The sequence below is a fragment of the Streptomyces sp. NPDC096311 genome (genome assembly GCF_044763085.1).
Lineage (GTDB): Bacteria > Actinomycetota > Actinomycetes > Streptomycetales > Streptomycetaceae > Streptomyces.
In genome coordinates, this window is record NZ_JBIWFN010000019.1 from 1 (window position 1) to 17,526 (window position 17,526).

The 17,526-nt window shown below is 71.7% G+C and carries 19 protein-coding genes; 2 read left to right on the forward strand and 17 right to left on the reverse strand.

What is annotated here, in order from left to right; genetic code table 11:
- Positions 1 to 139: 139 nt before the first annotated feature.
- Positions 140 to 451: a DUF1330 domain-containing protein gene (locus ACIRA5_RS38100; protein WP_403698875.1), complete on the reverse strand. Its 312-nt coding sequence runs from the start codon at positions 449 to 451 to the stop codon at positions 140 to 142.
- Between the two features lie 67 nt (positions 452 to 518).
- Between ACIRA5_RS38100 and ACIRA5_RS38105 the strand changes: the two genes are divergently transcribed.
- Entirely contained in the window at positions 519 to 1,505 is a 987-nt protein-coding gene (locus ACIRA5_RS38105) for an LLM class flavin-dependent oxidoreductase (protein ID WP_403698876.1), read from the forward strand.
- Positions 1,506 to 1,554: 49 nt separating this feature from the next.
- Here the strand turns inward: ACIRA5_RS38105 and ACIRA5_RS38110 are convergent, their stop codons facing one another.
- Both ACIRA5_RS38110 and ACIRA5_RS38115 read right to left on the reverse strand, forming a co-directional pair.
- The gene (locus tag ACIRA5_RS38110; RefSeq protein ID WP_403698878.1) at positions 1,555 to 2,391 is read right to left on the reverse strand and encodes an SDR family oxidoreductase; all 837 of its coding nucleotides are present in this window, start codon (positions 2,389 to 2,391) and stop codon (positions 1,555 to 1,557) included.
- A complete protein-coding gene (locus ACIRA5_RS38115; RefSeq protein ID WP_403698880.1) occupies positions 2,388 to 2,909 on the reverse strand; it encodes a VOC family protein in 522 nt (173 codons plus the stop codon). Before ACIRA5_RS38115 ends, ACIRA5_RS38110 begins: the two co-directional genes overlap by 4 nt.
- Positions 2,910 to 3,181: 272 nt before the next feature.
- On the opposite strand from ACIRA5_RS38115, the gene ACIRA5_RS38120 reads away from it, so the two are divergent.
- On the forward strand, positions 3,182 to 3,976 hold the full coding sequence (locus tag ACIRA5_RS38120; RefSeq protein ID WP_403698881.1) for a hypothetical protein: 795 nt from the start codon (positions 3,182 to 3,184) through the stop codon (positions 3,974 to 3,976).
- A 127-nt stretch (positions 3,977 to 4,103) separates the two neighbouring features.
- On the opposite strand, the gene hypE is transcribed toward ACIRA5_RS38120, so the two are convergent.
- From hypE to ACIRA5_RS38190, 14 genes are all read right to left on the reverse strand, one after another.
- Complete coding sequence (gene hypE / locus ACIRA5_RS38125; protein WP_403698883.1) at positions 4,104 to 5,192, reverse strand: hydrogenase expression/formation protein HypE; 1,089 nt, start codon at positions 5,190 to 5,192, stop codon at positions 4,104 to 4,106.
- Positions 5,185 to 6,309, reverse strand: a complete 1,125-nt coding sequence (hypD, locus tag ACIRA5_RS38130) for a hydrogenase formation protein HypD (RefSeq protein ID WP_403698885.1) — start codon at positions 6,307 to 6,309, stop codon at positions 5,185 to 5,187. Before hypD ends, hypE begins: the two co-directional genes overlap by 8 nt.
- Positions 6,306 to 6,614, reverse strand: a complete 309-nt coding sequence (locus ACIRA5_RS38135) for a HypC/HybG/HupF family hydrogenase formation chaperone (protein WP_054232499.1) — start codon at positions 6,612 to 6,614, stop codon at positions 6,306 to 6,308. Before ACIRA5_RS38135 ends, hypD begins: the two co-directional genes overlap by 4 nt.
- Positions 6,615 to 6,634: 20 nt before the next feature.
- Positions 6,635 to 9,115 carry a carbamoyltransferase HypF gene (gene hypF, locus ACIRA5_RS38140; protein ID WP_403698887.1) on the reverse strand — a complete coding sequence of 827 codons (2,481 nt, stop codon included), beginning with the start codon at positions 9,113 to 9,115 and terminating at the stop codon, positions 6,635 to 6,637.
- A complete protein-coding gene (gene hypB, locus ACIRA5_RS38145) occupies positions 9,112 to 9,882 on the reverse strand; it encodes a hydrogenase nickel incorporation protein HypB (protein ID WP_403698889.1) in 771 nt (256 codons plus the stop codon). Before hypB ends, hypF begins: the two co-directional genes overlap by 4 nt.
- 3 nt (positions 9,883 to 9,885) lie before the next feature.
- Complete coding sequence (gene hypA, locus ACIRA5_RS38150; protein ID WP_067360395.1) at positions 9,886 to 10,281, reverse strand: hydrogenase maturation nickel metallochaperone HypA; 396 nt, start codon at positions 10,279 to 10,281, stop codon at positions 9,886 to 9,888.
- Positions 10,282 to 10,467: 186 nt separating this feature from the next.
- Complete coding sequence (locus tag ACIRA5_RS38155; RefSeq protein ID WP_388393894.1) at positions 10,468 to 10,572, reverse strand: DUF6893 family small protein; 105 nt, start codon at positions 10,570 to 10,572, stop codon at positions 10,468 to 10,470.
- A gap of 11 nt (positions 10,573 to 10,583) precedes the next feature.
- Entirely contained in the window at positions 10,584 to 11,144 is a 561-nt protein-coding gene (locus ACIRA5_RS38160; protein WP_403698892.1) for a hydrogenase maturation protease, read from the reverse strand.
- Positions 11,141 to 12,583 carry a hypothetical protein gene (locus ACIRA5_RS38165; protein ID WP_403698894.1) on the reverse strand — a complete coding sequence of 481 codons (1,443 nt, stop codon included), beginning with the start codon at positions 12,581 to 12,583 and terminating at the stop codon, positions 11,141 to 11,143. The genes ACIRA5_RS38160 and ACIRA5_RS38165 overlap by 4 nt, the downstream gene beginning before the upstream one ends.
- A complete protein-coding gene (locus ACIRA5_RS38170) occupies positions 12,580 to 13,278 on the reverse strand; it encodes a DUF6084 family protein (RefSeq protein WP_403698896.1) in 699 nt (232 codons plus the stop codon). The genes ACIRA5_RS38165 and ACIRA5_RS38170 overlap by 4 nt, the downstream gene beginning before the upstream one ends.
- A complete protein-coding gene (locus ACIRA5_RS38175; protein ID WP_403698898.1) occupies positions 13,275 to 13,931 on the reverse strand; it encodes a DUF5947 family protein in 657 nt (218 codons plus the stop codon). Before ACIRA5_RS38175 ends, ACIRA5_RS38170 begins: the two co-directional genes overlap by 4 nt.
- Positions 13,928 to 14,539 carry a hypothetical protein gene (locus ACIRA5_RS38180; protein WP_403698900.1) on the reverse strand — a complete coding sequence of 204 codons (612 nt, stop codon included), beginning with the start codon at positions 14,537 to 14,539 and terminating at the stop codon, positions 13,928 to 13,930. Before ACIRA5_RS38180 ends, ACIRA5_RS38175 begins: the two co-directional genes overlap by 4 nt.
- Complete coding sequence (locus ACIRA5_RS38185; RefSeq protein WP_403698901.1) at positions 14,536 to 16,320, reverse strand: nickel-dependent hydrogenase large subunit; 1,785 nt, start codon at positions 16,318 to 16,320, stop codon at positions 14,536 to 14,538. The genes ACIRA5_RS38180 and ACIRA5_RS38185 overlap by 4 nt, the downstream gene beginning before the upstream one ends.
- A gap of 83 nt (positions 16,321 to 16,403) precedes the next feature.
- Positions 16,404 to 17,492: a hydrogenase expression protein HypE gene (locus ACIRA5_RS38190; RefSeq protein WP_403698903.1), complete on the reverse strand. Its 1,089-nt coding sequence runs from the start codon at positions 17,490 to 17,492 to the stop codon at positions 16,404 to 16,406.
- Positions 17,493 to 17,526 lie beyond the last annotated feature (34 nt).

Here is a 17,526-nt window from a genome sequence, read left to right on the forward strand (position 1 = left end):
TGCCTCCGCGGGGCTCCCGGGGTTTGTGCTGGGGGGGGGGGGGGGGGGGGGGGGGGCGGGCGGCCCCCCCCCCCCGGGGGGGGGCGGCGGGGGCGCCCCCCCCCCCCCCCCCCCCCCCCCCCCCCCCGGCAAGGCTCCTTCACGCGGATCGCGACGGCATCTCGAACCCGGAGACGATCACGGCGTTGCAGTCGGCCGCGGCCAGCCGCAGCGGCTTCGCCTGCGCGTACGCGTCCGACTCGTACCAGGCACGCGCCGCTTCCACACTCTCGAATTCGAGGACGACCGTACGGTTGCCGTACCAGCTGCCCTCCAGGACCTGGGGCTCTGTATCCACCGCCAGGACGGCGGCCCCGCCCTGCGCGATCGATCCCGCGGACGCCCGGCCGTAGGCCTCCATTCCGGCCTCGTCCTTGATGGCCTCGGTGAGGATGACATATCCCTTGGGCATTGGTTCCCCTTTACATCGATAAGCACAATTTGATGACGGTAAGTCAAGAAGGGGAGGGAACTAAGTCATGCGGGATCTCGAACTGTCCTGCGGGCTCCCGCCGGGCCCGGACTTCGCGGACCTCGCCGTACTGGCCGAGGACCTCGGCTACTCCAGGGTGTGGAGCTACGATTCGGCGCCGCTGTGGGAGGACCCGTTCGTCCATCTCGCCCTCGCCGCGCGGCGGACGACCCGCATCGGGCTCAGCACGGCCGTCCTCATCCCCGGCCAGCGGTCGGTGATGACCATGGCCTCCGGCATCGCCACCGTCGCCCGTGTCTCCGGCGGGCGCTTCCGGGCCTGCTTCGGTACGGGGTTCACGGCCCGGCTCGCGGTGGGCCGGCGCCCGATGACGCTGGACGCCCTCGCCGACTGCATGACGGCTCTGCGCCGGCTGCTCGCCGGGGAGACGGCGATCGCGGACGGCAGGCCGGTGCGGATGCTGCACGCGGGCGGTCTCACCGCCTCGCGACCGATCCAGGTCCCGCTCTGGATCAGCGTGTTCGGCCCCCGGGGCACCGCGCTGGCCGAGAAGGTGGCCGACGGCGTCATCGGACCTCCGCACCCCGTGCTCCCGACCGCGACCATCATCTCCGGCACCGTGCTCGACCCCGGCGAGGACCGGGACGCGGACCGCGTCCGGGAGGCGATCGGACCCTGGCGGGTCGTCGACTGGCACAACGCGTACGCCAAGGGCGGCGCCCAGGCGGTCGACGCCCTGCCGGGGGGCCGGGCCTGGCGGGCGGCTCTCGAGGATCTCGCCCCCGAGGCCGAACGCCATCTGCTCACCTTCGAGGGCCATGTCACGCACCTCCCCGACCGCGACCGCCGACTCCTCGATCACATCGACCTCAAGACGATGGTCGGCGACACGGCCAGGGTCGGCAGAAGCCTGGCGCGGCTCGCCGACCTCGGCTTCCACCAGGTCGTCTACACACCCAGCGGGCCGGATGTGGCCCGCGAGCTGCGCGCCTTCGCCACCGCCCACCGGCAGCGGTCGGCGGCGGGCCGCTGAACTCACGGGCGCTCCGGGGCGTACGGGCCTCACCTGCACGCGTGCGGACTCACGTGCGGCCGGCTCGGGTCCGGACGGCGGCGCACACACCGCCGTCCACGAGGAGGTCGATCCCGCTGAGGAAACCGGCCTCGGACGACAGCAGGAAGGCGACGGCCGCGGCGACGTCCTCGGGCCGCCCCTGCCGGCCGAGCGGGGTCTGCCGCAGCAGCAGCTCCATCCCCGGATGGCTCGCGGATTCCTGCCGCCCCTGAGGCGTGTCGATCAGCCCGGGGGACACCGAGCAGACGCGGGCACCGAGCGGCCCGATGCGCACCGCCTCGCGCTGGACGAAGCGGTGCACCCCGCGCTTGGCCCACGCGTACGCGATACCGGTGTCCTCGATGCCCGGCCCGAGGGCCTCGTGGACGCGGTCGAGGAACCGTTCGTCGAGCGGGTCGTCCAGCACCGCGTCGACGGCCGGGTCGGGATCGGTGCCGCCGAGCAGCGGGGCCATCGACGCGAAGCACACCAGGGCCGTGCCCTCGGTGGCGAGCGGGCGGAGCGTCCTGGCCAGCAGGGCGGTCCCGACGAGGTCGACGGTGAAGATGCGACGCCAGTCGGCCATGGTGGGCGAGATGCCCGCGGCGTGGGCGACGGCGCGCAGGGTACCCAGTTCGCCGACGCGTGCGGCGAGCCCGGCCAGTCCCGCGGCATCGGTGATGTCGAGGACGAACGGTTCGACGACGGCCCCCCGCCCGGTGGCGGAGAGGTCCTTGGCTGCCGCGGTCACGGTCGCCTCGTCCCGGTCGACGAGGAGCAGCCTGTCCACCTGGTCGACGAGCCGGTGCGCGCAGGCCAGCCCCATCCCGCGGCCGGCACCGGTGACGATTCCGACGGTCGTCATGCGCTCATCCCCCAGAACTGTTCCAGGCTCTGCTGTGCCACCCGGCTCACCAGCTCGACGCGGTAGCCGCTGGCCGGACTGCGGAGGAACGCGAACGGGGCGCCGTCGGCACCCTTGCGCGTCGCCTCCCGGACGAAACCGTGGCGTTCCAGTTCGGCGGCGTCCGCGGCGACGTCGTCGGACCAGTAGCCGACGTGATGAACGGCGCCGCCGGCCGCCGGCTCCCAGAGGGTCCCCGGGACGCGCCGGACGATCTCGAGACGGGGAGTCGTCGTCGAGAACACGCACCCGAGCTCGACCACGGCGTCTGCGTCCGGCAGCGTGACCGGGACCGGTCCGCTGATCTCGCCGCACCACTTGTACCCGAACAGGGAAGAGAACTCGGCCAGGGTCGTCTCGAAGTCCTCGACGACGATACCGAGATGGAACTGGTCCTGAGCCTTCAGCACCCGGCCGACGGCCGCCTGCCCGTACTCCGTCGCTTCCAACGTGTCTCCCTCGTCGTTGAGTTCAACCACAGCAAAGAAGTTCATTCTTCGAAATGAGAACAATATTCTCACGTGGGGTCGGGGAGCGCAATGGAGGGACGGGGGCCGTCGCGAGGCCCGGCGACGACCTTCCTTCGTACCATCGCCTGCGTGCCGAATCCCCATGGATCCGGGGTTCACGGCGTGGGTGTTCAGGTTGTGTTCAGGCTCCTCGCGGGCCCTGGCAACTCCTGCACCAGAAGCCCCAAAGCAATGGCAAAGACCCCTGTGGCCAGCGCTGTTCGCCATGTCATCGTGCGGGCATGAGCACAGAGCACCTCACCCGCCGCCGTCGCGTCGCCGGCCCCACCCATCTGGCGAGCAAGGTTCCAGAAGTCACCGTCTACTTCTGGGTGATCAAAGTGCTGACCACCGGCATGGGTGAGACCGCCTCGGACCTCCTCGCCAAGAAGCTCGGGCCGATCCCCGCCGTCGGCCTCGGCGGCCTGGCCCTCGTGGTGGCGCTCTGCGTCCAGCTCAAGGCCCGTCGCTACGTCGCCTGGATCTACTGGACGGCGATCGTGATGGTCAGCGTGTTCGGCACCATGGCCGCGGACGTCCTGCACGTCGGCCTGGGCGTCCCGTACACGATCTCCACCCCCTTCTTCATGGCCGCGCTGGCAGCCGTCTTCGCCGTCTGGTACGCCAGCGAGAAGACCCTCTCCATCCACAGCATCCACACCCGCCGCCGCGAGCTCTTCTACTGGGCCACCGTGCTCGCCACCTTCGCGCTCGGCACCGCCGCCGGTGACCTCTCCGCCACGGTCGGCCTCGGCTACCTCGGCTCGGCCGTGCTGTACGCCGTCGCCATCGCCGTCCCTGCCGTCCTGCACCAGTGGGGCGCCCTCAACGCGGTGGCCGCCTTCTGGACCGCGTACGTCCTCACCCGCCCGCTCGGCGCCTCGGTCGCCGACTGGATGGCCCTGAGCCACGCCCGCGGCGGCCTCGACCTCGGGCTGGGGCCGGTCACCCTGTCCTGGACCGTCGCCATCATCGGCTTCGTCGGCTACCTGGCCGTGTCCCGCAACGACGTCGGGGACACCGAGCGCCTCGCGTAGGACAGCGGCCGTGCGGGTGCGACCGGCGGGGCCGCGCCCGAAGTGGTGGACGACCGCGGATCGACGGGCGCGCGGTCGTCCACGTGGGGTTCGCCACCTGACGCCCGCGCCGCCGTCCCGCCACGCGTCAGCAGATCCTCGGCAGCTGCTCCCCGATCGGCAGGTCGACCACCCGGGTGCCGCCCAGCCCGGTGCGGGCCACCACCATGCCCGGATGGGCGTCCACGACCTCGCCGATGATCCTGGACTCCGTACCCAGCGGGTGCGCCCGCATGGCGTCCAGGACGGCGTCGGCGTGCTCGCGGGGCACGAACGCCACCAGCTTGCCCTCGTTGGCCACGTACATCGGGTCGAGGCCCAGCACGGCGCAGGCGTTGGCGACGGCCGGCGGGACCGGCACGTCACGCTCCCGGATGACGACGCCGGTGCCCGAGGCCGCCGCGATCTCGTTCAGGGCGGCGGCCAGCCCGCCCCGGGTGGGATCGCGCAGCACATGGAGATCCGGGGTGACGGCGAGCATGGCGTCGACCAGACCGCCGAGCGCCGCACAGTCGCTCTCGATCTCCACCCCGAACTCCAGGCCCTCGCGCACGCTCATGATCGCCACGCCGTGCACGCCGATCGCACCGCTGACCATCACGACATCGCCGGGCACGACCCGCTGCGGGCGCAGGTCGACGCCCGCCGGGATGAGCCCGACACCGGCCGTATTGATGAAGATCCCGTCGCCGTGACCGGCCTCCACCACCTTGGTGTCGCCGGTCGCGACCTCGACCCCCGCGGCCCGCGCCGCCGTGCCGAGTGCCGCGGCCACGCGGGCGACGGTCTCCATCTCGACGCCCTCCTCCAGGATGAAGCCGCAGGAGAGGTACGCGGCCCGGGCACCGCTCATGGCGAGGTCGTTGACGGTGCCGTTGACGGCGAGGTCACCGATGCTGCCGCCGGGGAAGAACAGTGGCCGCACCACGAAGGAGTCGGTGGAGAAGGCCATCCGGACACCGCCGAGCGACAGTGCCGCGGCGTCGCCCAGTTGGGCGAGCACGTCACCGCCGAACGCGGGCACGAAGACGTGCTGGACGAGTTCGGCGGACAGGGCTCCGCCTCCCCCGTGGCCCATGACGATCCGCGGCTGGTCGCGCAGCGGGGCCGGGCAGGTCCAGGCGGCGGGGTCGAGTACGGGTGTGCGGAGTTCGGTGGTGCCGGTGGTCTCAGACAACGGGGGTCGCCTCCCGGGGCGCGGGGGTGAGGTCCAGGCGCCGGTAGAGGTAGTACGCGGCGCAGGCGCCCTCGCTGGAGACCATGGTGGCGCCGAGCGGGGTGCGGGGGGTGCAGAGTGTGCCGAACGCCTCGCACTCGTGCGGCTTGAGCAGGCCCTGCAGGACCTCGCCGCTGCGGCAGGCGGCCGGTTCGCGGGTCTGGATGCCGTCGACCGAGAAGCGGTGCTCGGCGTCGTACTCCCGGTACTTCGAGGACAGCCGCCAGCCGCTGTCGGGGATCACCCCGATGCCGCGCCAGGCCCGGTCGGTGACCTCGAAGACATCCTCCAGCATGGCCCGCGCCGCCGGGTTCCCTTCCGGGCGGACGGCACGGGGGTAGGCGTTGTCGACGGTGTGCTCGCCGCGCTCCAGCTGCGCCACGGTCCGGCGTACGCCTTCGAGGATGTCCAGGGGTTCGAATCCGGTCACGACGATCGGAACCCGGAAGCGCTCCGCCAGTTCCGGGTACTCCCCCACCCCCATCACGCTGCACACGTGCCCGGCCGCCAGGAAGCCCTGGACGCGGCAGGTCGGTGACTGCATGATCGCCTCGATGGCGGGCGGTACGCGGACATGGGACACCAGCAGGCTGAAGTTCGGGATGCCGAGCTTGCGGGCCTGATACACCGTCATCGCGTTGGGCGGCGCCGTCGTCTCGAAACCGATGCCGAAGAAGACGACCTCGCGGTCGGGGTTCTGCTGGGCGATCCGCAGGGCGTCGAGCGGGGAGTACACGACCCGTACGTCGCCGCCCGCGCCCCGCACCTGGAACAGGTCCCGTCCCGTGCCGGGCACCCGGAGCATGTCGCCGAAGGAACAGAAGATCACCCCGGGCCGGGAGGCGATCTCCAGCGCCTTGTCGATGACCTCCAACGGGGTCACACACACGGGACACCCCGGCCCATGGATCAACTCCACCTGGTCCGGCAGGAGTTGGTCGATGCCGTGACGGATGATGGTGTGCGTCTGTCCGCCGCAGACCTCCATCAGCGCCCACGGCCTGGTCACCGTGGAGTGGATGTCGTCGAGCAGCCGACGTGCCAGGTCGGGGTCCTGGAACTCGTCGATGTACTTCACTTGCGCGCCTCCTCTCCCGCGGACGGCAGGGCCTCGCCCGCCTCCGCGGCCATCTCCCAGGGGTCGCCGAACTCCTCTTGCAGCAGGCCGAGGGTGGCGAACAGTTCGAGCGTCTGCTTCGCCGACTCCTCGTCGAGGCGCTGCAGGGCGAATCCGACGTGCACGATGGCGTACTCGCCGACCTGAAGGTCGGGCAGGTACTCCAGGCACACCTCCTTGACCACACCGCCGAAGTCGACGTTGGCCATCCGGGTGCCGTCCCGTTCCTCGATGTCCAGCACTCTGCCGGGTACCGCCAGGCACATGAGCCTCTCCTCGCTCTTGGTCAGTCGTTGGCTCGGATACGGTCCTCGGCGCGCGCGGCCACCACGAGCTGCCCGAGGGCCAGACCGCCGTCGCCCGGCGGGACCAGGCGGTGGCGCAGGACCGTGAAACCGTCCGCGCCCAGGGCCGCCGCGCAGGCGGAGGACAGCAGCGAGTTGGCGAACACCCCGCCGGTCAGGGCCACGGTCTCCACCGCGTGCCGTTCGCGCGCCAGCACACAGAAGCGGTGCACGAGACCGGCGACGGCCCGATGGAAGCGCGCCGCGACGACGGCCGGTCCGGCCCCCGACCGCAGGTCCCCGACGATCGCCGCGAGCACAGGTGCGGGATCCGCGAGGACGGGGCCCTCATCCACACCGCCGGGTGAACCCTGCGCGGGGCGGGCGCCTCCGCCCGGCCCCGGGGCGGTGGCCGCCGGTGACGCACTGTCGGTCGGTCCTGCCGGTCGCAGGGCGAACGCGTACGCGACAGGGTCCCCGGCGGGAGCCTCCAGCGCTGCGGCCTCCAGCTCCATCGCCGCCTGGGCCTCATAGCCGGCCACATGGCACACGCCCACGAGGGAGGACACCGCGTCGAAGAGGCGGCCCATGCTGGAGGTGGGGACACAGTTCAGGTCGCGCTCCAACTGCCGTTCCAGCACGCGCCGTTCGTCGCACGGACAGGCGCTCACGCAGGCCAGCTCCTCCGACCAGTCGATCCCCGCCGCACGCAGATGCGCGAGCGCCATCCGGTACGGCCGTCGCACCGCCGCGTCACCGCCGGGCAGCGGCACAGGGGCGAGGTGCCCGAACCGGGTGAAGCCGTCGTAGTCGGCGAGCAGGATCTCCCCGCCCCACACCGCCCCGTCGTCGCCGTAACCCGTGCCGTCGAAGGCGACCCCGATCACCGGTCTGCTGCCGTCCAGCCCGTGTTCGGCCATCGCGGCGGCGACGTGGGCGTGGTGGTGCTGGACGCGTACGACGGGCCGGCCCGACGCGTTCCGGTCGGCCCAGCGCGCCGAACGGTATGCGGGGTGCCGGTCCGCCGCGAGCAGTTCGGGACGTACGGGGGTGATGGACTCCAGCTGGGCCACGGCGCGTTCGAAGGCGTGCTGGGTGGCGAGGTCGTCCATGTCGCCGATGTGCGCGGACAGCCAGGCCCGGCGGCCCTCGCCGAGGCAGAGCACGTTCTTGAGGTCCCCGCCGACGGCGAGGGCCGGACGCACCGGGACCGGCAGGGTCAGCGGCAGGGGCGCATAGCCGCGGGCACGGCGCAGCGGCAGCAACGCGCCGTCGCACACGCGCACCACGGAGTCGTCGCACGGCACATGGATCGGACGGTCGTGGGTGAGCCAGCCGTCGGCCAGCCGCTCCAGCCGCTCCAGCGCCTCCCCGTCGTCGGTGACGATCGGCTCACCGGACACGTTGCCGCTGGTCATGACGAGCAATGAGGGCCCATCGGGGTCGCCGGGCAGTCCGAACAGCAGGTGGTGCAGGGGGGTGTACGGCAGCATGACGCCGAGGTCGGGGCTGCCGGGCGCGACGGAGTCGGCGGGCCGTGGTGCCCCCGCCACGGGTACCTCCCTACGGCGGCGCAGCAGCACGATGGGCCGGGTGGCGCCGTCGAGCAGGCTCCGCTCCTCGGCGCCGATCCTTACCAGGTGCCAGAGGTCGTCGAGGCTCCGGGCCATGACGGCGAAGGGTTTGTCCCCTCGGGCCTTGCGGCGGCGCAGCAGGGCGACGGCTTCGGGGTTCGTGGCGTCGCAGGCCAGGTGGTAGCCGCCGAGGCCCTTGACCGCGAGGATCGCGCCGTCCGCCAGGAGCCGGCGGGCCTCGGCGACCGGGTCCGCTCCGGCGACGGGCTCCGGAGGGCCGCTCACGCCCGGTCGGGGGACGAGCAGCCGCAGTCGCGGGCCGCAGGCCGGGCAGGCGACGGGTTGCGCGTGGAAGCGGCGGTCGGCCGGATCGGCGTACTCGCGGGCGCAGTCGGAGCACATCGGGAAGCCGGCCATGGTGGTGTGGGAGCGGTCGTAGGGCAGGCCGGTGACGATGGTGAACCGGGGGCCGCAGTGCGTGCAGTTGATGAAGGGGTGGCGGTGGCGCCGGTCGGCGGGGTCGGCGAGTTCGCGCAGGCAGTCGGCGCAGGTGGCGGTGTCCGGCGGGATCAGGGTGCCCGCCGGGCCGCCCGTACGGGAGGCGAGGATGGTGAACGCGGCGTCACCGGTGACGGGTACGTCGTCGTGGTGCACGGAGTCCACGCGGGCCAGCGGCGGTGCCTGGACGGCGATGCGGTCGCAGAAGCGGGCGACGGCCGAGGGGGCGCCCTCGACCTCCGCGATGACGCCCTCGGGGGTGTTGGTGACATGGCCGGACAGTTCGAGGCCGGTGGCGAGGGTGTAGACGTACGGGCGGAAGCCGACGCCCTGCACCACACCCCGTACGGTGACCCGTCGGCGCAGCGGTGTCCCGTCGGCGACGGCGGCCGGGGAGAGCGGACCGCTCACGAGTGGGAGTGCGCCATGGCGCCGGTGCCGTGCGGGTGCTCGTGGCCGTGATGTCGGTGGGTGGGTGAGGCGCCGTCGGGTCGGCGTGCCATGACGGGCTCATGGAGCGGGACGCCGTCCGCGGCCGCCAGCGCCCGGTCGAGCAGGGCGCCGACGCCCCGGTTCCGGCGGGCCGAGGTCAGCAGCACGTCCACCCCGGGGTTGACCCGCTCGACGTTCGCGCGGAACTCCGCCTCGTCGAACTCGACGGCCTCGGCGATGTCGGTCTTGGTGACCACCACCAGGTGGGCGAGGCCGAAGGCGGTCGGGTACTTGAGCGGCTTGTCCTCGCCCTCGGTCACGGAGGCGAGCACCACTCTCAGAGTCTCCCCGAGGTCGTAGGAGGCCGGGCAGACGAGGTTGCCGACGTTCTCGACGAACAGCAGCCGGATGTCGTCGGGCAGCCAGCCCTCCAGGTGGCGGCCGAGCATCCCGGCCTCCAGATGGCACAGCCCGTCGGTGAGGACCTGCTTGACCGGGACGCCCGAGCGGGCCAGCCGCTGCGCGTCGTTCTCGGTGGCGAGGTCGGCGGTGAGCGCCGCGACCGGCACGGACCGCTCGCGCGCAAGCCCCAGTTCCCGTTCCAGCAGGGCGGTCTTGCCGCTGCCGGGGCTGGAGAGCAGGTTGACGACCGTGGTGCCGCGGGCCGCGAGGCCGGCGCGCAGGGCGTGCGCGGTCTCGTCGTTCTTGGCCAGGACGGCTTGCTGCAGGTCGACCACACGGCACATGGTTCAGCGCTCCTCGGAGATCGGTTCGCGGGGGTGGGCGTGCGTCGGGCCGTCCTCCCACTGCACGCTGAGGATCTGGAGTTCCCGGCCCGCCAGCAGCTCCGTGGTGGCTCCGCCGCACCGCGGGCAGGTCAGCGCGGGCGGCATGCCGACGGCCCATTCGTGCGCGCAAGGTGCGCAGCGGGCCCGTCCCGGCACGGCTTCGGTGACCAGTTCGGCGCCTTCCAGCACGGTTCCGGCGCAGGCCAGTTCGAAGCAGAAGGAGAGGGCGTCGGGTACGACACCGGCGAGCTCGCCCACCTGAAGCCGCACCGAGCGCACGGCCGTGACGTCGCCGGCGCGCTGCGCCGCCTCTTCCACCTGGCCGATCACCGCCATCGCGAGGGACATCTCGTGCATCGACCGGTCTCCGTCTCGGGCAGGGCGTCCGCCGCCCCTCATTAGAGGGGAGGCGTCCGAGGGCGGCGGACCGGCACGCCGTCGCCGGCCGGCCGCGTACGCCGTTCGCCGCAACGGCACGGCACGGCAGAAGACGGCGGAGCGCGGCAGTAGACGGCAGAGGGCGTACGAGCGGCGGGGGTCGGCTCACATGCTCCGGATCCGCAGGTAGCGTCTGAGGTCGGGCAGGATCTGCACGAGGACGGCGGTGACAGCGGCGGCCAGCGCGCCGCCGACGAGGGTCTTGATCATGGCTTCTCTCCTCACTTCGCGGCTTCGCCGACCGTGGCCCGCGGCGCGGACTCTCCCGGTTCGTCGGCCCGCAGCAACTCTTCGATCAGCCGGACGGCCTCCGGCACGGCGGCCGACACCGGCGGGCTGAGCCCGATGCCCTCCTCGACGGACGCGGGTTCGCATCCCACGACCAGCGTGCGGCGCGGCGGCCGCCCGCCCGTTCCGGCGCAGAGGGTCCCCAGCAGTGCGAGCACCGTGTCGGGGGTCATCCGGTGGCCGTCGAGCGGGACGCCGTGCGGCTCGCCCGCGTCGGCGCTGTCGTGTTCGATGACGTACAGGGTGCCGGGGCACTCGCCGCGCGCGGTGGCGTCCACCAGGATCAGGGTGTCGTAACCGTCGAGGACCTGGTACGCGAGGTGCACGCCCCGTACGCCGATGTCCACGGCCTCGACGTGCGGGGGCAGTTGCCGCCCGGCGAGCGCGCGCACGGTTTCCACGCCGAAGCCGTCGTCCCCGAGGAACATGTTCCCGATCCCGGCGACGAGGACCTTGCCGCACTCCTGGCGGGGTGGGTCCGAGGGTGGGCTCATGTCTCGTCCTCCAGCGGTTCGACCTCGTCGGGCTGGAAGTAGAGGAAACGGCCATGTTCGCGGCGGATGTCGGCGCCCGGATCGTCCTCGACCGTCACCGCCAGGTGCACTCCGCCGTCCACGTCGTGCAGCACGGCCTCGACCTTCGCCGTACGGCCCGCCAGGAACAGGTCCTGTGCGTCGGTGCGGCGCAGCCCGGGCCGCAGCAGCACCCTGCTTCCCGCGCCCAGCGAACGGCCGTCGACGACGATCCGGTCCTGCCCGGGGTCGAAACCGGCGTCACTCGCCGGGTCCCACCACGGGGTGTCGGGACGCGGCACGCCGAACTCGTCGGGGAAGCCGTCCACGGCCGGAGCGGACGCCGTTCCCGCGCCCGCTCCTGTCACCTCGCGCAGACTGCGCACCGCCCCGTGCAGGCGCTCCAGGACCTCGGGCGGCATGGTGTCCGCCAGGTCGATCACGGCGGCCGCCCGGTCGTCGGTGCCCCGGGCCTCGCGCTTTTCCTCGTCGGTGAGCGCGGCGGTGCGCAGGGCAAGAATCTCGTCGATCTCGGTGGCGTCGTACAGGGCCCCGGGGCTCTCCGGGGCGATCGCCGGGTGGTCCTCCAGGATGATCGGCGAGGACAGCACCACGTCGCGGCGTCCGGGTTCACCGGCGAGGACCGGCCAGGTGTGCAGATTGCGGCAGGACGCGACCGCGCCCTTCGCCCACTCGGGGGGATCCGTCATCGACAGGAACGACCCCGCGCCGAGCCCCATGAGGAGGTGGGTGGCGACCAGGGAGCGCGGGAGGGCCGCGTCCCGGTCGGCCGCGGTGCCGTCCGGGGGTGTCCAGGTGCTGGTGTTCTCGACGATCGCGGTCAGCCGCAGCACGCGGTAGGGCCCGTCGAGTTCGCTCGCGGACAACCGGAGTACGCCGCTCGTCTCCTCGTAGCGGCGGACCATCCGGCCGACGACGCGACCGCTCTCGTCGAGGACGGGCTCGGTGTCCTCACCCGCGGGGCGGTCGAAGGGGACCCGCACGCCGTCGCCCAGGAGTTCGTCGACGGGCACGAAGGCCTCGACGCGCTCCTCCGTTCCCTCGTCCCAGGGGACCAGCGTCCGGTCGCCGAGCCGGAGTTCGGGAACCGTCTCGAAGCCGCCGTCCGGGCGCGCCTGCTGGACCGTGCGGCGCCGGGCGCGCAGGAAGCGCAGCTCGACCGCGAGAGTGGCGTCCGCCTTGGGTTCCATCAGGCATTCGGTGTGCTGGAATTCGTGCTCCTCGCAGTCGGCGCCCCAGGCGGGCGGGACGAGCACGCCGAACTGCCAGCGCAGCCGGTTCTTGGCCGCGGAGGCACGGTACGGGTAGAGCACGTAGCCCTCGAAGAGGACGGCATCGGCCACCTGCCGGGCGACGGCGAGGCGGGCCTCGGTCTCCGGGGCGAACGTGGTCACGCTCACGGAGCGGTCCTTCCGGTGGTGCTGGTGATGCCGGTGAGACTGAATCTTCGGGGTGGTGCGGGAGCCGCCCCGCCGCTCTCGTCGAGCAGGACCCGCACGGTCGCCTCCCAGGAGGGCAGGGCCCGTCGGGAGCGGAAGGCGAGCAGGGCGTCCATGGTGTCGCGGGGCAGCCGGATCCAGCCGCAGCCGGGGAAGTGCTGTTCGACCATCTCCCGCCAGGTGGCCACGGGCATCCGGAAGACCGCCTCCCGGTCCCACGGGACGGGTTCGACGCGGAAGCCGCCGGCTCCGGTGAACGCCGTGCCGGAGAACAGCATCAGCAGCGGCACCTCACCGCTGGTCAGCGCGTCGAAGTAGCGGGTCGCGGCGATGTCCATGTCGTAGGTGCACGGCACGACGAGGTCCGTCTCGGTCTCCTCGGTGAAGGCGGGGACCATGACGCAGACCTGGGCGAACTGCACCGGCTGGAGGGTGCTGCCCCAGCGCGAGCGCTCGCCGAAGAGATCGGTGAGCCCCTCGGCCTCCGCGGTCTCGTAGCCTCGCTTGGCGGGCTCGATACGGATCTGGCAGCGCAGCGCCATGGCGTGGACCGGTTCGCCGCCGGTCGCGGTGATGCGCAGCCGGAAGACCAGGGTCGGTCCGGCGGCGAACCGGTCCGCGCGCACGCCGGTGCAGGTGAAGGCGAATTCCGTCACGCCGGGCCCTCCTCGCGTACGGCGCGGGCGCGTCGTCCGACGTGTGCGAAGAAGGTGTCGAGGGCGGCGCGGGCCTCGGCGCCGCCGTCGAAGCCCTGCCACAACAGGCGCATCCGGCCGACCAGTTCGTAGCAGATGTCGACGGGCACGAGATAGCACTCGCAGCGGCCCTCGTGACGGCGCAGCAGCAGCGCCTCCACATCGGGTTCGAGCAGTTCGGCGAGGCGGCTGTCGCCGAGGACGGCGCTCCACGTCGCCGGATCGAGTTCGCTCTCGGTGGCCCCGGCCGGGCTCGGATAGAGGGCCACCAGCCGGTCGAGCGCGGCGTTGCGGAAGAAGAAGGCGACGCCGACCGGGATCTGCAGCGCCTCCCAGGCACCCTCGTCGAGGTGGTGGTCCGGGTCGGTGAGGAAGCGGTCCGGAACCGCGCGGAATCGGCCGCGTGCGGCGCCCGGCTGTTCCATCAGCAGGGCGCAGGACGTACAGGCGCAGACGATGGCCCGCTGCTCGGTGTCCACCAGGTGGCGGTGGCGTTCCTCGTCCACCGCCACCGCGCACAGTCCGCACCGCTCCGGCCGCGGTTCACGTCCGGTCAGGAACCTGCGCAGCCCGAAGTCGCGCGTGGCCGGCCGGGAAGCCGGGGGCGCGTTCATGGGGCCTTCGCCGGGGCCGGGCCTGCGGTGGTGGCGGCGCGGGTTGCGGGGCCGGTGCCGATCTGGAGCAGCGTGGGCTCCCCCGATCGGCCGGCGGCCTGTAGCTCGACCGTGGTGACCTCCGGCGCGAAGCAGGCCAGCGCGTCCTCGGCCGCCTGCTGGGCCGTCGTACCGCTCGCCGCGCAGCCGCATCCGCCGCCTCCGGCCGCCCGCAGCCGGAGGGTGCCCGTCTCCTCGTCGAAGTCCACGACGTCCAGTTCGTGGTCGCGGATGCTGTCGAGCGCGCGGGTGATGCGGGTCGTCCGGTCCTCGGGGTGCAGGTCGTGCAGGACGAGGAGGCTCGCGACCAGTTCGTCGCCGAGCAGGGCCGCCAGGGGGTCACCGGGGGTTCTGCGGCCCACGGGCGTGGACAGCAGGTGGAGCATCCGGGCCAGGCCCGCACCGTAGAAGTCCATGAGGGCCTGGACGAGTTCCTCGGCCGCCGCGCGGGCGGCCGGGTCACCGGTGGTGGCGAGCCGGTCGAGTACGTCCTCGATCCGCTGCCCGGTGCGCACCGCGTCGACCGCCGGTGCCGCCTTGGCCGCGTCGATGGTTGTGCCCGCGCTCATCCGCCCAGTCCGCTCAGGCCGGTGGGCATGTGCATCTTCTGGACGGTCTTGCCGCCACCGACGTACATGTGCACGCCGCACGGCAGACAGGGATCGAAGCTGCGGACGGCACGCATGATGTCGATGCCCTTGAAGTTCTCCGGGGAGTTCTCCTCGAAGATCGGCGTGTTCTGCACGGCGTCCTCGTACGGGCCGGGCGTGCCGTAGGTGTCCCGGGTGCTGGCGTTCCACGGGGTCGGCGGGTACGGGTGGTAGTTGGCGATCTTGCCGTCGCGGATCACCATGTGGTGGGAGAGGACACCGCGGACCGCCTCGGTGAAGCCGACGCCGATGCTCTCGTCGGGCACCTCGAACTTCTCCCAGGTCTGGGTGCGTCCGGCGCGGACCTCCTCCAGCGCCTTCTCCGCGAAGTGCAGGGCGACGGCGGCAGTGTAGGCCTGGAAGTAGGTGCGCGCGCGGTTGCGTTCCAGCGCGTTGCTCCAGCGCGGGATCTTCCACTCGAAGGTGGTCTCCGGCTTGGTCATGGTGCGCGGCAGGTTGATGACCACGCTGTGGCCGGTCGCCTTCACATAGCCCGTGTCGACGAGGCCGGACAGGGCGGTGGACCACAGACGGGCGATGGGGCCGCCGCCGGTGTCGAGGGCGAGGTGGTCCTTGCCGTCGAACCAGCGCGGCGACATGACCCAGCTGTACTTGTCGTCGAAGTTCCGCTTCTGCGGGGCGGGGATGGTGTGCTGGTTCCACGGGTGGCGCGGGTCGACCGGGTTGCCGAGCGGGTCGTGGGTGACGAACTGCTCCTGGCCCTCCCAGTCCTCGTAGTACGAACTGCCCAGCAGGATGCGGATACCGAGGTTGATCTTGGTGAGGTCGTTGGTGACGAGCTTGCCGTCGACGATCACGCCGGGGGTGACGAACATCCGCCGGCCCCAGTCCGTCATGTTGGCGTAGGTGAAGTCGCAGTACTCGGGGTCGTTGAGCGCGCCCCAGCAGCCGAGCAGCACCCGTCGGCGTCCCACTTCCTCGTACCCGGGCAGAGCCTCGTAGAAGAAGTCGAACAGGTCGTCGTGGAGGGGGACGACCCGCTTCATGAACTCCACGTAGCGCATCAGACGGCTGAGGTAGTCCGTGAAGAGCTGGACGGAGGCGATGGTGCCGACGCCGCCCGGGTAGAGCGTGGAGGGGTGCACATGGCGGCCCTCCATGAGGCAGAACATCTCCCGGGTGTAGCGGCTCACCTGGAGCGCCTCGCGGTAGAACTCGCCTTCGAGGGGGTTCAGGGACCGCATGATGTCGGCGATCGTGCGGTAGCCGTGCTCGGCGGCGTGCGGCGCCTCGGTGCGCTCGGCGAGTTCGAGGACTCCCGGGTTGGTCTCCTTGACCATCTTCTCGCAGTAGTCGACCCCGACCAGGTTCTCCTGGAAGATGTTGTGGTCGAACATGTACTCGGCGGACTCGCCGAGGTTGATGATCCACTCAGCGAGGTTCGGGGGCTTCACGCCGTACGCCATGTTCTGCGTGTACACCGAGCAGGTGGCGTGGTTGTCCCCGCAGATCCCGCAGATGCGGCTGGTGATGAAGTGCGCGTCGCGGGGGTCCTTGCCGCGCATGAAGACGCTGTAGCCGCGGAAGACGGACGAGGTGCTGTAGCACTCCGCGACCCGCTTCTGCTTGAAGTCGATCTTCGTGTGGATGCCCAGGCTGCCCACGATCCTCGTGATCGGGTCCCAGGCCATCTCCATCAGGCCGCTACCGTCGCCGGCCGGCTTCGTCTTCGGTGCCATCGTGTGTGTCGTGCCCTTCTTCGCGGGTGGTCCGGGAGGGTGTGGCCAGGGTGGTGGAGCTGCGTCTCAGGTGGGCCGGGGGTTCACCACGGCGGCCGGTATCCGGTGGTGATCTTGTCTCCCGTGTGGCGCCACTTCGGCTCCTTGTCCACGGTGTTGATCGTGAGCGACCTGAGTCTGCGGACCACCGCGCCGTAGGCGCCGCTGGCCTTGGAGGACAACTTCGCGCCCGGAGGTTCGTCCATGAACGGCATGAACTTGTCGGGGAACCCGGGCATGGTGCAGGCGATGCAGATGCCGCCGACATTCGGACAGCCACCGATGCCGTTCATCCAGCCCCGCTTGGGCACGTTGCACTTGACGACCGGTCCCCAACAGCCCAGCTTCACCAGGCACTTGGGCGAGTCGTAGGTCGTCGCGAACTCACCCTGCTCGTAGTAGCCCGCGCGGTCGCAGCCCTCGTGCACGGTGGCGCCGAACAGCCAGGACGGGCGCAGCTTGTCGTCGAGCGGGATCATCGGGGCCGAGCCGGCCGCCTGGTAGAGCAGGTAGGTCAGCGTCTCGGCGAAGTTGTCGGGCTGGATGGGGCAGCCCGGGACGCACACGATGGGGATGCCCGCGTGCGACTTCCAGTCCCAGCCGAGGTAGTCGGGCACACCCATCGCGCCGGTCGGGTTGCCCGCCATGGCGTGGATGCCGCCGTACGTGGCACAGGTGCCGATCGCTACCACGGCGAGCGCCTTGGGCGCGAGCCGGTCGATCCACTCGCTGGTCGTGATCGGCTGGCCTGTTTCAGGGTTGTCGCCGAAGCCGCACCAGTAGCCCTCGGGCTTGATCGACTCGTTGGGGATGGACCCCTCGACGACCAGCACGAACGGATCGATCTCGCCCCGCTCCCCCTTGAAGAACCACTCGATGAACGTGTCCGCGCCGCCGACCGGACCGCATTCGAAGTCGATGAGGGGCCAGTGGACGGCGATCTTGGGCAGACCCGGCAGATCGCTGAGCGCGATCTGTTCGATGCTCGGCTGCATGGCCGCCGTCAGCGCGACGGAGTCGCCGTCGCAGCTCAGCCCGGCATTGATCCAGAGGACGTGGATCGTGGGCGTCTCGTCGGCGGGCGCACCACCGGCGTTCGTCGCGCCGGCCGTACTGGGTGTCGCCGCTGTCATGGGACCGCCTCCTCGGGGAGGTGAGGGACAAAAG

Coding starts and splice junctions, on each gene's coding strand:
- ACIRA5_RS38185 (WP_403698901.1), bottom strand. CDS start 16,320: ATGGCACCGAAGACGAAGCCGGCCGGCGACGGTAGCGGCCTGATGGAG.
- ACIRA5_RS38175 (WP_403698898.1), bottom strand. CDS start 13,931: ATGAACGCGCCCCCGGCTTCCCGGCCGGCCACGCGCGACTTCGGGCTG.
- ACIRA5_RS38120 (WP_403698881.1), top strand. CDS start 3,182: ATGAGCACAGAGCACCTCACCCGCCGCCGTCGCGTCGCCGGCCCCACC.
- hypB (WP_403698889.1), bottom strand. CDS start 9,882: ATGTGCCGTGTGGTCGACCTGCAGCAAGCCGTCCTGGCCAAGAACGAC.
- ACIRA5_RS38100 (WP_403698875.1), bottom strand. CDS start 451: ATGCCCAAGGGATATGTCATCCTCACCGAGGCCATCAAGGACGAGGCC.
- ACIRA5_RS38180 (WP_403698900.1), bottom strand. CDS start 14,539: ATGAGCGCGGGCACAACCATCGACGCGGCCAAGGCGGCACCGGCGGTC.
- ACIRA5_RS38155 (WP_388393894.1), bottom strand. CDS start 10,572: ATGATCAAGACCCTCGTCGGCGGCGCGCTGGCCGCCGCTGTCACCGCC.
- ACIRA5_RS38135 (WP_054232499.1), bottom strand. CDS start 6,614: ATGTGCCTGGCGGTACCCGGCAGAGTGCTGGACATCGAGGAACGGGAC.
- ACIRA5_RS38105 (WP_403698876.1), top strand. CDS start 519: ATGCGGGATCTCGAACTGTCCTGCGGGCTCCCGCCGGGCCCGGACTTC.
- ACIRA5_RS38110 (WP_403698878.1), bottom strand. CDS start 2,391: ATGACGACCGTCGGAATCGTCACCGGTGCCGGCCGCGGGATGGGGCTG.
- ACIRA5_RS38190 (WP_403698903.1), bottom strand. CDS start 17,492: ATGACAGCGGCGACACCCAGTACGGCCGGCGCGACGAACGCCGGTGGT.
- ACIRA5_RS38160 (WP_403698892.1), bottom strand. CDS start 11,144: ATGAGCCCACCCTCGGACCCACCCCGCCAGGAGTGCGGCAAGGTCCTC.
- hypA (WP_067360395.1), bottom strand. CDS start 10,281: ATGCACGAGATGTCCCTCGCGATGGCGGTGATCGGCCAGGTGGAAGAG.